The organism is Emcibacter sp. SYSU 3D8 (genome assembly GCF_039655875.1).
Taxonomy (GTDB): Bacteria; Pseudomonadota; Alphaproteobacteria; order SMXS01; family SMXS01; genus RI-34.
The window spans coordinates 103,760-117,437 of the sequence record NZ_JBBYXK010000006.1; the positions used below are offsets into that span (position 1 = coordinate 103,760).

Genomic DNA, 13,678 nt, shown 5'->3' on the forward strand with positions numbered 1-13,678 from the left:
CGTCAACGGTGTTTTTTCGCAATACAAAATTACCGCAGCCGATACTTACCCAAATAGAAATTTCCGTCCCTTTGCGCCGTGCACGATCCGGTACAGGGCCGGCAGCACCAGCAGCGTCAACAATGTCGACGATACGATACCGCCGATCACCACCGTCGCCAGCGGCCGCTGCACCTCGCTGCCCGCACCCACATTGAACGCCATGGGCACAAAGCCCAGGCTCGCGACCAGCGCGGTCATCAGCACCGGCCGTAACCGTGTCAGTGCTCCCCCGCGAATGGCGTCATCCAGCCCCGCGCCACCGGCGATCAGGTTCCTGATGAAAGAGACCATCACCACGCCGTTCAGCACCGCCACGCCCGACAGGGCAATGAATCCCACCGCCGCCGAGATCGACAGCGGGATATCGCGCAGCCATAGCGCCGCGACTCCGCCAGTCAGCGCCAGCGGCACCGCCGAAAAGACCACCGCCGCGTCCCGTCCGGAGCCGAACAGGGTGAACAGGAGACCGAAAATCAGCAGCAGGGCCAGCGGCACCACCACCTGGAGACGCGTTGCCGCCGACATCAGCTGTTCGAACGTGCCGCCATACTCCACCCAATATCCGGGCGGCACGTCGACATCGGCTTCAACTGCGGCGCGAACATCACCGACGAACGAGCCAAGGTCCCGGTCACGCACATTCGCCGTCACCACCACGCGCCTCTTGCCGTTTTCGCGGCTGATCTGGTTTGGTCCCTCGATCATCTCCAGCGCAGCGACCTCGGACAAGGGCACGTATCCCGGTTCCGTCCCCTTTGGCAGCGGCACCGGCAGTCGCCTGATGGCATCGAGATCGGTGCGCAGGGATTCCGGCAGGCGGACCACAATGTCGAAGCGCCGGTCGCCCTCGAACATCTGCCCGGCAACCCGTCCGCCCAGGGCGCCTGACACCACATCCTGCACGTCTGCCAGCGCCAGGCCGTAGCGCGACAGCGCGTCCCTGTCCGGTGTCACCTGCAGCATCGGCAGGCCCGTCGCTTGTTCGGCTTTCACATCGTGTGCCCCTGGCACCTCCTTCAGCACCGCCTCGATCCGTTCCCCGGTAGCAACCAGCGTGTCGAGGTCGTCGCCATAGACCTTCACCGCCAGGTCCGAGCGAACCCCCGCGATCAGTTCATTGAACCGCATCTCGATCGGCTGGGTGAACTCGTAGTTGTTCCCGGGAATCTCCGCTGTCGCCGCCTCCAACTCCGCCACAAGCTGCATCCTGGGTTTGCGGGGATCGGGCCAGTCCTTGCGATCTTTCATGATCACGAACGCGTCCGCCACGCTTGGCGGCATCGGATCGGTTGCGACTTCGGCGGTGCCGATCTTCGTGAAGGTCATCGCGACCTCGGGTAGTTTCTTCAGCCGCTTTTCCAACGCCGCCTGCATGCCGACGGCCTGTGTCAGGCTGGTTCCCGGAATGCGCAACGCGTGCAACGCGACATCGCCCTCGTCGAGTTGGGGGATGAACTCCGATCCCATCCGCGACGCCAGCAACCCGCTCAACACCACCAGCAGGGCGGATCCCGCCACGACCAACATCCGGTAGCGCAGCGCGAACGCGAGCGCCGGAGCATAGGCCTGGCCTGCAGCCCGCATGACCCGGTTGTCCTTGTCATCCACCTTGCCGGTGACAAACGTCGCCACCGCCGCCGGCACAAACGTAAATGACAGCAAAAGTGCGGCCGTCAGCGCCATCACCACGGTCAGCGCCATCGGATGGAACATTTTGCCTTCGACACCCGACAACGCGAAGATCGGAAGATAAACCACAGTAATGATGAAGACGCCGAACAGGCTGGGTTTGACCACCTCGCTCGTCGCCCGCGCAACAAGATCCGATCGCTCGTCCTTGTTCAGCAGGCGCCCCAGCCGCCGCTGTTCCTCCCCGATCCGTCTCAGACAGTTCTCGATGATGATGACCGCGCCATCGACGATCAGTCCGAAATCCAGCGCGCCCAGGCTCATGAGGTTGCCCGACACCCTGGTCTGCACCATGCCGCTCACGGCGAGCAGCATGGACAGGGGAATGACCGCCGCCGTGATCAGCGCTGCGCGTACATTGCCCAGCAGCAGGAACAGAACCGCGATCACCAGCACTGCGCCCTCGAGCAGGTTTTTCTCTACCGTGGCGATCGTGCGATCAACCAGGGTCGTCCTGTCGTAGAGCGGTCTCGCAACCAGTCCCTCGGGCAGGCTCCGGTTGACCTCTTCGAGCCGGGATACCGCCGCCTTGGCCACAGCGCGGCTGTTCTCACCCACCAGCATGAAAACAGTCCCAAGCACCACTTCCTCGCCGTCCATGGTTGCGGCGCCGGTTCGCAATTCCCGGCCCACCGCCACGTCAGCCACGTCCGCGACGCGGATTGGCACGCCGTTCCTCAGGCCCACGACGATGCCGGCCAGATGCTGCTCGGTCTGCGCCTGCCCGGGAACCCGGATCAGCACCTGCTCACCGTTGCGCTCGATATATCCGGCGCTGGCATTGGCGTTGTTGCGCTCGATTGCCTCGGCGACTTCCCCAGCGGATATCCCATAAGCTGCCAGCCGGTCCGGCCACGGCGTCACATGGATTTCCTTGATAAAGCCGCCTATGGAATTGATTTCCGTAACGCCGGGGATATTTCGAAGCTGGGGTCGCACCACCCAGTCCTGATAAGTCCGCAGGTCCATCGGGCTCCAGGCGCTGCCATCCGCCTTGCGCGCGCCGGGCTTTGCCTCGAGCACATACATGACGATTTCGCCCAGTCCGGTCGAGATCGGCCCCGGCTGCGGGTCCACGCCTTCAGGAAGCCCCGATCGCGCCGCCTGCAGCCGCTCGTTCACCAGCTGGCGCGCGAAATAGACATCAGTGCCGTCCTTGAACACCGCCGTGACCTGGGAAAGTCCATAGCGCGACACCGATCGCGTGTAGTCCAGCCCTGGCAGGCCGGCAAGAGCGGTTTCCACCGCGTAGGTTATCCGCTGCTCCGACTCCAGCGGCGAATAGCCCGCCGCCTCCGTATTGATCTGCACCTGCACGTTCGTGATGTCGGGTACGGCGTCGATCGGCAACCGCGTGAAGTTCCACGCGCCCAGCCCCGCCAGCGCCAGCACCACCGCCAGCACCAGCAACCGGTTGCGGATGGAGAACATGACCACCCGCTCAAGAACGCCGCGCGCATCACCGGGCCGCCCGTCCGGCACGCTCATCTCAGTGGTCATGGGACGCGCCCGACTTTTCGATGTCGGCCTTGATCAGGAAGCTGTTGGCGGTGACATATTCCTCCCCCGGCTTCAGGCCCCCCAGCACCTCGGCCCACTCCTTGGTGCGCCGGCCGATCTCCAGCATTCGCACTTCATAGGTGTCGCCCACCTTCGCGAACACCACCTCGAAGTCTCTGAAACGCTGCAATGCCGATGTCCGCACCGCCAACGGCACCTGTGCCACGTCGACGGTGACCAGGCCGCGAACAGTCATGCCCGGCATCCAGCCTTGCCCTGCTGGCAGTCTCACCCGCGCGATGCTCGTCTGGCTCAATGCCTCTCGCACGGGCAGTACTCCCTCGATCGCCGCGCGCACCTGATCGCCGCCGTTTACCGGCATTACGTCGACAGGCTGCCTCGGTCGCACCTTGGCCATGTCACGGTCATAGACATGGAAGTCCGCCACCAGCCGGTTCGGGTCGCCCAATTCGAACAGCGGCTCATCGCCCGCTATGTCGCCGGGATTGGCGGGCCGCTCGACGACAACGCCGCCGATTGGTGCGGCAACCGGATAGCTCTGGAGGCTCTCGTTGCTCTCCACCCGCGCCAGTGTCTCGCCCGCTCGAACCGTATCGCCCACATTCTTCGACAGCGACAAGATCCTGCCCGGAAAGCGAGCCTTCACGCTCGCCTCGGCGCCCGGCGCAAAATCCAGCCTGCCGATCAGCTCGATGGTGGCCGGCATGCTGGCCGGTCCTGCTTTTTCCGTCGCCACACCAGCCTGGGCCGCGCTAGCCGCAGCGATTGTGGTTCGGCCCTCATATGAGTCATAGCGCCATGCGTGGCGTTTACCCTCATGCCGGGCGTCCACCGAAACATCGAAGGAATGTGGCTCCCGAACAATGCCGTCGCCCACCAGATAGTCTCCCTCTGGCCGAAACGAAAATCGGTCCACATCCCCGCCAAGCCGGGCCAGCGCCGCGCTGGCCGTCACGCTGGAAGGCGCCAGCGGCTTGCCGTCCGCATAGGCATAGAACCGGAAATGGGGCGGCACCCCGGACTCGTGGATCGTTACCTCCAGGGCAAAATCACCGTCACGGAGCAGGCGGCCGCCATGAGGGCCCTTCTCGTACTCCCCTGCTTGATCGCCATGATCCTGTTGTTTGTCGGCAGCCGGACCACACGCCGCCACCGTCGCCAGAACTACGGCCAGCCCCGCCACCATCGACTTCAGTCGAATATGCATAGTCAGAACTCCTGTGCCGCGTCGGATGAGATCCAGCGGCCGGTCAGCCGGTCGATGACGGCCTGTGCTGCATGAAATTTCTTCAGGGCGGCGATCTCCCGCGTCCGCAGGTCGGCCAGCTCGTGCTGGGCATCGGCCACGTCCAGATAGGCAAAGGCGCCGCGGTCATAGCCGTCCCGGGCACCCCGTGCCGCTTCCGCCGCTCGGGGGATCATGTCGTCACGGATCGCCAGCGCCTCGGCCCGCGCCGCATCCTGTTCGGCCCGCGCCGCGCGAAGGGCTGCCGCATGACGGCGCCTGTCTTCCGCCAGCAGGAATTGCGCTTCCTGCCGCTCAGCCATGGCCTTGTTGATATTGCCCCGGTTCTTGTCGAAGAAGGCGAGCGGGATCGAGAAGGACACCAGCCCTGCTACCTCCCCGCCATCCTCGAACCGCCGCATCCCGACACCGATGGTCGGATCCTGCTTTGCCCGCGCCTTTTCAAGTTCATAGGCCTTGGCCGCGCGCTCGATCCGGGCCTCGCTCACCACCAGGTCGGGCGCGCCGGATCCCGCCGGACCTTCCTGCATCCGGAAGAATGCTGTAGCATCCACCGCAACCTCCGCGGCATCCCCTTCCCAGCGCGCCGCCAGCGCCGCACGCGCGGCCTCCAGCCGCAGCCTGTTCTGATCGACGCCGACAAGTGCGGCCGCCACCTTGTTGTCGGCCTTGAGCCCGGCAGCCAGCGGATCGCGCGCGGCCTCGACGCGGTGCCGCACGATCCCGGCCAAATCCTCTGCCAGACGCAGCCGCTCCTTCGCGTCGCGCAGCGATGCCTCGGCCTCCAGCACGGCGCTCCATGCCTTCTGGGTCTCGAACGCGACCTCGGCCGTGGACCGGGTCCGTTCCAGCCGCGCAATCCCTTGATCGGCTTCCGCCAGAGCCGTCCGCGCGCGGCGCTTGGTGCCGCGTTCCAGCGTCTGACGATAGGAAATGGTGGTTTCTGTCGAGCCGAAGTCCGAGTAGCGACCGCTACCGGTGAAATTCTCGAACTCCACCTCCAGTTCGGGGTTTGGCCTGGCCCGTGCCTGATCCACGCCGGCGCCGGATGCGGCGATGCTGGCCTCGCGCGCATCGAGCAAGGGCGACCCTTGCACGCTCCGGGCGACCGCCTCTTCAAGGGTAAGCAGCGGCGCGGTCGGCGAGGCGATTGCAGGCTGGGTAGCCCAGCCTAAGGCGGTCATGGCCGCCAGAACGGTGAAACGCATTTCGAGATCTCTCGCGATGACAGGGGAGCGCGGCAGGCGTGCTGCCGCACGGAGCTATCGTCGGAAGATCAGGCTAGGGGCGGACGAACCGGCGGGCTGAGAACTCGGCCGTCCTCGATCATGCTCGACGCCACCGAAATTCCCGCGGACAGCGTCACGGCAGGGGACACGGCTTGTGCGGTTGCCCGCTGCATGGAATCGGCCATATGGCTTGCGCAATGCGCCGCACCATGCAGTCCGTTGTCTTCGCAATCGTCGTCGACGTCGAGCAAAACCGCGGCAGTCGGTACGGTTCCGTCATAGTCGTGTGCAACCATATGCGATGCCCCGTCCACGAACCGGAGGGTCAGGACGGCCAGCAGCGCCAGGAATGCAATCGCACGGCTCATACGCTATAATATGGACTTCACCTTCCGCTGCGCGCAAGGGGCACCCTGTCGCTTATTCGCTTTACTTCCCGGCTGAAGGCCATAGTTGTCTGCTGCTACGCGCCAACTGCATAACAAACAGGCACAATACGGTTGCACCGGTCGACCGTTGGGCGCATGAACGCGCCCTTGCCGTTCCATCGGCCCATACGAGTACGAAATCCATGCCGTTCCCCGCCACCCATCCCGCCCTCGCCCGCGCGCTCGTTGCCCGCGCTTATGACGAACCAACATCCGTCCAGCGTGCCGTGCTCGAGGCGGACGCCGATGGCCGCGACCTGCTGGTGTCGGCTCAGACCGGATCGGGAAAGACGGTGGCATTCGGCCTGGCGCTTGCGCCGACCCTGCTCGGCGAGGAGGAGGTCTTCGGTCAGGCCGGCCCGCCGCTCGCCCTGATCATCGCCCCGACGCGCGAACTCGCGCTGCAGGTGCACCGCGAACTGAGCTGGCTCTACGACGAGACAGGCGCCAAAATCGCCACCTGCGTCGGCGGCATGGACCCGCGCCAGGAAGCCCGGGCCCTTAATTTTGGCTGCCACATCGTCGTCGGCACGCCTGGACGCCTGCGCGATCACATGGAACGGGGCCGGCTCGACACCTCGGCCCTGCGCGCTGTCGTCCTCGACGAAGCCGACGAAATGCTCGACCTCGGCTTTCGCGAGGATCTGGAGTTTCTCCTCGAGGCCACGCCCCGGGCCAGGCGAACCCTGATGTTCTCCGCCACCATCGCCCGCGAGATCGCGGCGTTGGCGCGCTCCTATCAGCGGGATGCCCTGCGCATCGACACGGTCGAGCGCAATCGCCCCCATGCCGACATCGAATATCGCGCCATCCGTGTCGCCCCCAACGAAGTCGAACTGGGCGTCGTCAACGTGCTCCGGCTGTTCGACGCCGCAGCGGCGCTGGTGTTCTGTTCGACCCGTGACGCCGTGCGCCATCTGCACGCAAGCCTGGTCGAGCGAGGCTTTGCCGCTACCGCCCTTTCCGGCGAGTTGACCCAGAACGAACGCAACAACGCGCTCCAGTCGCTGCGCGATGGCCGCACCAAGATCTGCGTCGCCACCGATGTGGCCGCGCGCGGCCTCGACCTGCCCCAGCTCGACCTGGTCATCCACGCCGAGCTGCCCAACAACAAGGATACCCTGCTCCATCGCAGCGGCCGCACCGGCCGCGCGGGCCGCAAGGGCGTCTGCGTGTTGCTGGTCACCTACACCAAGGGCCGCCGCGCCCAGCAACTCCTGTCGCTCGCCGGCGTCGATGCCGTCTGGTCTGGACCGCCGACCGCCGAGGAAATCCGCAAGCGCGACAACGAGCGCTTTCTCACCGACCCGATTTTCAATGAACCCGGCGCCGACGAGGACCTCAGCCTGGTCCAGCCGCTGCTCGAAAACCGCACAGCCGAGCAGCTTGCCCTGGCGCTGGCCCGCATTCAGCGGTCGCGCTTGCCCGAGCCCGAGGACCTGTTCGACAATGGCGCCGCCCGCGAGCCGCGCCGCGATGAGCGTGGTCCCCGGGAACCCCGCGAGCCCCGCCAGTTCAACGACAGGGGGCCCGCTGGCGAAACCGTCTGGTTTCGTCTCAACGTCGGCCGCGCGAAGAACGCCGATCCCAAATGGATCCTGCCGCTGCTCTGCCGACTTGGCCATGTCACCAAGCGCGACATCGGCGCCATCCGCATCTTCGATCGCGATACCAAGTTCGAGATTTCCAAGGACATGGCTGACCGCTTCAAGGCCGCGGTCGAGAAGTCCGACGACAAGGAATTCACCGTCCAGGCCGCCGAGGCCCCTGCCCCGCGCGACCGCGAACAGCGGGACGGAGAGCGCGCACCCCGGCCCGAACGGCGCGAGCGGTACGAGCGTCCGGTCCGTGCGGCTGATCCCGTCACCCCGTCACGAACCGAGCCACCGGCCTATCAATCGGCAGCCCCGGCGCCAGTCGCGCCCGAACCGGCCGCGCCTGAATCTGTCGCCCATGAACCGGCTGCCGCTGCCGATGTCCCCCGCCAGGACACTCCGAAGGTCGAGTACCAGCGTGAAGCAAGCGCGCCGTTCGATCCGCATGGCGGCGAGAAGCCGGCGCGCAAGAAGGAACGCTGGGACGGCGCCAAGCGCCGCGATGCCAAGGTCCGCCGCGAATATACCGACCGCGCTGCCCCCGAATCACGCGTCGACCACGCCGCCTCGGACCGTCAGCGGCCGGCCCGTGACGACCGTGCCGGCAAGAAGCCAGGCTATGCGCCAAAGCCGTGGAAGCAGGGCCCTCGGCCCGACCGCACCGCGGCGCCCGCCGCCGATTCCGCCCAGCGTGATCCTTCAAAGCCGGCGCAGCGGCCCAACCGCGATGAAGCCGGTCCGGAAAGATCGTTCCGGGATCGCACCAAGCCTGCCGCCGCAGGCAAGCCCTATGGCAAACCCGCCTTCGGCAAGGCCAAGCCCGGCGCCGAGCGTCCCAAGCGCTTCAATCCGAAACGCGACGACACACGCACCACGCCGGGCGACCGTCCGCTGCGGCGCAAGCCGCGCTGACCCGTCAGATACTGTCCAGGAGGAGTGCCGCCCCGATAAGCGTCGGGCCGCCGCACTCGGAATGGGCTTGGGGGCTACAGATCCGAATGCGGCGACCCGACTGACGAGGCCAACAACACGAATGTCGCGTCGAACTGTGGCGGGATTTGGACGCAGTCTGGGCATTGTAACGTCAGCGCATTTTTCGTCCGCTGGCCTGGCTCAGTCTTCCAGCGGATCCGCTGCGACGCACCGCACTGCTTGCGGCTCCCGGGCCAGATAGACCCGCCGCGGGTCGGACTGCTCAGCCAGACGAGTATTGACGCATCCGGTCCGGTGCGAAGGCCTACTCCGCCGCCTGTGCATCGGCAGCGCGCCGCCACATCGGGCCTCCATCCAGCCACATGTCGAGCCAGTCGTGGAAATGCTGCACCCGGGACTCGTCCTCGTTCAGCCAGGCCCTGCTGAAGCCGCGCGAATGCATCCCGGCCTGCATGTCCCGCAGCAGGTGGATGTCCTGGTCGATGGTGATCGTCATGGAGTTGTTTCCCGCGATCACGTCTTCCTGGGTGAACACTTCATGGGCGGGACGATCCCCCGCATTGGCCGGCGGGGCCATGGGATCACCCACCAGGCTCAGACCGCGCGCCGCGTCCGCGGACACACTGATCCGCAACGTCCACTTGTCGAAGAAGCACTTGTCCGGATCGGTGGGGTGCGGCCGGGGCCGCATCACCCACAGTTCTTCCGGCTTGATGGTCATGATCACATTCGGGAACAGGTCGTATTGCAGAACGTCCGACACCTGCTCGTCGGTGAACCCGGAATAGTCGAATCCCAGCGCCGCGCCCACGTCCCGCTTGCGCTGCTGCACCGCCTTGCGGATATCGGACACCCTTCCCTTGAAGTCGGCCGGATCGAGTCCAAGCGGGCGGATCGCCGCCTGCAGGATCGGCGGCACTTCGTCCGGCACGCCGTAGCGTGGGTTTGTCACATAACCTTCCACCAGCACCCGCCGGTGACCATAGGGCCACAGCTCGTTGCTGGCATTGCAGCAATCCACGAAGCTGGCATGCTGCGGATGGATGAAGTCCACATGATACTGCTCGTTGAAATTGTCGATGCAGGTCTTCCAGTTGGCATCCAGGCATACGGTCTGATCGCCGACCAGCGTCATGTCCTCGCACCGGTAGGGCGCCACCAGGTCCTGCACCACGCCTAGGAATTCCGATAGCGGCCCGGCCTCCATATCCATGTTGATCCAGACCATGCCGGCCCAATGGTCGACCTGGACCGGCTTCAGCGACAGGCTCTCGCAGGGCAGCCCCTGGCTGAAGCGCTCGGCGTCGGGAACCGTTTTCAGCGCGCCGTCCAGCTCATAGGTCCAGCCATGATACGGACAGGCGATGGCCGTAACCGATCCGCGTTCGTTGGTCAGGATCCGGTTGCCCCGGTGCTGGCAGGCATTATACACCGCCGACAGCGCACCCTCGTCGGTCCGGGTGACGATGATCGACTCCCGGCCGATGTCGAACACGAAGTAGTCACCCGGCTCGCGCACGTCGCATTCGAGCCCGGCCAGCAGCCAGTTCCGCGTCCACATGCCGTCCCATTCGCGCTGCATGAAATCCCGCGACGTATAGCGCGCCGCGTCCAGCGTCGCCTGCCTGGCGGCCTTGGCCGGCAGCCCGCCCGCAAAGTCGATAAAGGTGTTTGTCTGTGGCATCGACGTTCACTCCCCAGTTTCGTCTCCGCGCTCCCCGGAACCTTACCACGTAAAACGGGCGCGCCAAGTATTGGCGCGCCCGTTCCGCATCCCGAAGGGATGTCCTAGAAGTGCGACGTGACCTGGAAAGTGATTTCCCGTGCACGCAGCGAATTGCCGAAAATGTCACCCGACAAACCACCCGGCTTGTCGGCGGTGCCACCAAGGGTCCGCTTGTTGCCCAGATTTCGCCCGATCACGGCGAAGTCCCAGCGCTCGTCATCCGAATAGAGCCGGATGCTGGCGTTGACCTTCTGGAACGAATCCTGCCGCGCCCGGTCGTCATCGGCCAGCGACGTGTAATAGCCGCTCGAGAAGACCAGGTCGCCGGTGAGGCCCAGGTTCCAGCCGTTGAAGATCGGCGTATCGTAGGTGAATCCCAGGCTGCCCGACCAGTCCGGTGCGAACACCAGCGGACGGCCGGTCAGATCCTGCACGCCGCCGACGCACCCTGCTGCTGCGGATTGGCCGCGGTAGCATGGCGCGCCGGGGAACGCCGAATAGCGTGCCCGGTTGTAGCCCGCCGACGCCTTCAGCACGAGGCCAGGCGTCACCATGTAGTTCATGTCCGCTTCGATACCCGTGGTCCGCGCGCTTGCGGCGTTGCGGATCTGGAACGAGGTCGTGGCGGAGTCGAACGCACTCACCTGGAGATTGCTGAAGCTGTAGCGATAGCCGGTAAGGTTGAAGCGCATCGCCCCGTCCAGCAGCATGGACTTCAGGCCCACTTCGAAACCTTCAGAGGATTCCGAATCGAAGCGGACGGAATCGCTGTCGGCATTCCAGGCGATCACGGTGTTGGTCGAGAAGCCGCCCGACTTGTAGCCCGTCTTGTACGCACCATAGAGCGTCAACTCGTCCATCGGCGTCCAGGTCAGCGTCACCTCGGGTGAAATGTCGCTATCCTTGAAGTCGCTGAAGATCGGATCGTTCTCGCCCTTCATGAACGGCGCCGCCGGATTGCCGAAGAAGAACTCCATCAGCGGGTTCACATAGGTGTTCACCTGCATCGAGGTCTTCTTTTCCTTGGTCCAGCGTGCACCGCCCGCCAGTTCCACTTCCGGCACGATCTTCCAGATGGCCTGGCCGAAGGCAGAATAGGTGTCGCCCTTGACGGTCGATTCACCGCCCCAGTTGTTGGTGTTGCCCGTCACCGGATCGATGCCCAGCGCGGCGATCTTGCCGCGGTTGTCGGAATCCCGGTCCAGGTTTTCGTAGAACACGCCGAACATGAAGTTCACCGGCCCGTCGAACTCGCTGAGGAACCGGAATTCCTGGCTCCAGGTAACGCTCTTCTCCAGCTGGATGCCCATGAACTGGATGAACGACGTGCCGTCGAAATTGTCCCACCGCACATAGTCGTAATAGTAGATGCCGGTCTGCGACGTCAGCGTGAACTTGTCGGTCTTCCAGTTCATGTTGAGGGTCGTGAGCAGGGTATCGACCGTCGTGTAGGACCGGCCGCCCTTCTTTTCCGTGCCCTCGTAGCCGTCGCGGATTTCCGCCGGCAATTCCCCCTGCGACATCACGCCGTTCAGTTCGCAATCGCCATAAGGATCGGTCAGCGTCAGGCCGCTCAGCAGCGGAATGGTAATCGGCTTGGGACCCGAGCACGAGATGTTCTCGTTGGTCGAGGCGCCGTCATCCTTGTACTTGGCGCCCAGCACTTTCAGGGTCGCATCGAAACTGTCCGACGGAGTGACCGCCAGGGTGATGCGGCCCATGTGCTCGTCCTGCGATCCGCGGCGCGGATCGGTCGTGCCGGGAAAGTCGTAGGGCTCGTTGGCATAGCCGTATCCGGCCGTATAGGGCAGCGGCGCCGAGATCGGGCCGGCGACGTTCTTGAGCCAGCCCTTCTGCGTCCGTCCGCGATAGGCAACGCGCAGGCCTACCTTGTCGTTGATCGGGCCCGAGGCGATAGCCTCGCCGATGAACTCGTCGGCCTCGATTTCATAGGACAGGCGGCCGGTGAACTCCCACTCGTCGGTGGGTCCGTTGCTGCTCAGCGAGATCACGCCTGCCGGGCTGTTCTTGCCGAAGAACAGGGCCTGCGGGCCCTTCAGCACTTCGACGCTGGCCACGTCGAACAGGCCGGCGCGGATGATATGGCCGCGGTTGATCTGCATGCCGTCGAGATTCACGGTCACGCTGGAATCGATGCCCGGATCGCCCGAGGACGAACCGAGACCGCGGATATGGAACGATGCGCCGGCGCCCGAACCGGCCGGCACCAGGATCACCTGGGTCGCCATTTCGCCGATCTTGCTCAGATCGATCGAACGGTATTTCTCAACGTCCGCCGACGTGAACGCCTGGATGGCCACGGGGACATCCTGCACGTCTTCTTCGCGCTTTCGGGCCGTGACCGTCACGCTTTCCGTGGCAAAGGCCGGCATTGCATCAACGCCGATGATCGAAATAACCGCAGCGGAAAGCAACAGCCCCCGCGCGGGCACGAATGGCCGACCACTAGGCCGGCGGCCATACAACTTCATGTAATTGTTCCCTCCCCGGGAATTCAGCACTGTGTACCGCTTGTCGTCCCTAGGCCCCGCTATCCGGGGTCTTTGCGTACCGTTTCGCGGCTGAACGGAACAGCCGGACGTTACCGCACGGGAATAAAATTAATCAACGGAGAATTTGTCCATACAATTTTATGGACCCGGCAAGCATCTTTACCGCCAACCGCTGCAGGAAGGCACGCCAACAGCCCGCCGGCCACTGGAGTCTCGTCCGGCATACCTCCGCTCGGAAACCGGAGCAGCCAGGCGCTCATATCACTGCACCCTCAGGAAGCAGCCGCATGAATCTCCAGTTGCGGCGGCGTCCGGAACCCTGCATTCAGCCGGTTCCAGGTGTTGATCACCCCGATCGCCACCGTCAGATCGACCAGCTCCTTTTCGCTGAACTGTGTCCTGACCTGCTCGTAAACGTCGTCCGGCACATGGGTTTCGCTGAGCCTTGTCAGCGATTCCGTCCACGCCAGCGCCGCCCGCTCGCGGTCGCTGTAGACCGGCGATTCCTCCCATGCATCGAGCAGGTAGACGCGCTGCTCGGTCTCGCCGTGTCTGCGTGCATCACGTACATGCATGTCCAGGCAGAAGGCACAGCCATTGATCTGCGACGCCCGGATTTTCACCAGTTCCAGCAGCGCGTGCTCCAGCCCGCATCCGTCGACATAGGTTTGCAGGCCGAGAACGGCCTTGATCGCGTCCGGATCGGTGGTGAACAGGTTCAATCGTGCTTTCATCTCGCATACTCCGGTAATCCAG

Annotated in this window: 8 protein-coding genes; 1 reads left to right on the forward strand and 7 read right to left on the reverse strand. The window is 64.7% G+C overall.

Annotation, left to right across the window (positions count from 1 at the left end; genetic code table 11):
- Positions 1-45: 45 nt before the first annotated feature.
- The 4 genes from WJU21_RS17880 to WJU21_RS17895 form a co-directional block, all read right to left on the reverse strand.
- The gene (locus WJU21_RS17880) at positions 46-3,231 is read right to left on the reverse strand and encodes a CusA/CzcA family heavy metal efflux RND transporter (RefSeq protein WP_346324828.1); all 3,186 of its coding nucleotides are present in this window, start codon (positions 3,229-3,231) and stop codon (positions 46-48) included.
- Positions 3,221-4,459: an HlyD family efflux transporter periplasmic adaptor subunit gene (locus WJU21_RS17885; RefSeq protein ID WP_346324829.1), complete on the reverse strand. Its 1,239-nt coding sequence runs from the start codon at positions 4,457-4,459 to the stop codon at positions 3,221-3,223. The genes WJU21_RS17880 and WJU21_RS17885 overlap by 11 nt, the downstream gene beginning before the upstream one ends.
- 2 nt (positions 4,460-4,461) lie before the next feature.
- Positions 4,462-5,706: a TolC family protein gene (locus tag WJU21_RS17890; protein WP_346324830.1), complete on the reverse strand. Its 1,245-nt coding sequence runs from the start codon at positions 5,704-5,706 to the stop codon at positions 4,462-4,464.
- Between the two features lie 68 nt (positions 5,707-5,774).
- On the reverse strand, positions 5,775-6,095 hold the full coding sequence (locus WJU21_RS17895; protein WP_346324831.1) for a hypothetical protein: 321 nt from the start codon (positions 6,093-6,095) through the stop codon (positions 5,775-5,777).
- A gap of 203 nt (positions 6,096-6,298) precedes the next feature.
- Between WJU21_RS17895 and WJU21_RS17900 the strand changes: the two genes are divergently transcribed.
- The gene (locus tag WJU21_RS17900; RefSeq protein ID WP_346324832.1) at positions 6,299-8,662 is read left to right on the forward strand and encodes a DEAD/DEAH box helicase; all 2,364 of its coding nucleotides are present in this window, start codon (positions 6,299-6,301) and stop codon (positions 8,660-8,662) included.
- 325 nt (positions 8,663-8,987) lie between these two features.
- Here WJU21_RS17900 and WJU21_RS17905 read toward each other — a convergent pair whose 3' ends face one another.
- The 3 genes from WJU21_RS17905 to WJU21_RS17915 all read right to left on the reverse strand — a co-directional run bounded on the left by WJU21_RS17905 (position 8,988) and on the right by WJU21_RS17915 (position 13,656).
- Positions 8,988-10,367, reverse strand: a complete 1,380-nt coding sequence (locus WJU21_RS17905; RefSeq protein ID WP_346324833.1) for an aromatic ring-hydroxylating dioxygenase subunit alpha — start codon at positions 10,365-10,367, stop codon at positions 8,988-8,990.
- 104 nt (positions 10,368-10,471) lie between these two features.
- The gene (locus tag WJU21_RS17910) at positions 10,472-12,901 is read right to left on the reverse strand and encodes a TonB-dependent receptor (RefSeq protein ID WP_346324834.1); all 2,430 of its coding nucleotides are present in this window, start codon (positions 12,899-12,901) and stop codon (positions 10,472-10,474) included.
- Between the two features lie 293 nt (positions 12,902-13,194).
- Positions 13,195-13,656: a carboxymuconolactone decarboxylase family protein gene (locus tag WJU21_RS17915; protein WP_346324835.1), complete on the reverse strand. Its 462-nt coding sequence runs from the start codon at positions 13,654-13,656 to the stop codon at positions 13,195-13,197.
- Between the last annotated feature and the right edge of the window lie 22 nt (positions 13,657-13,678).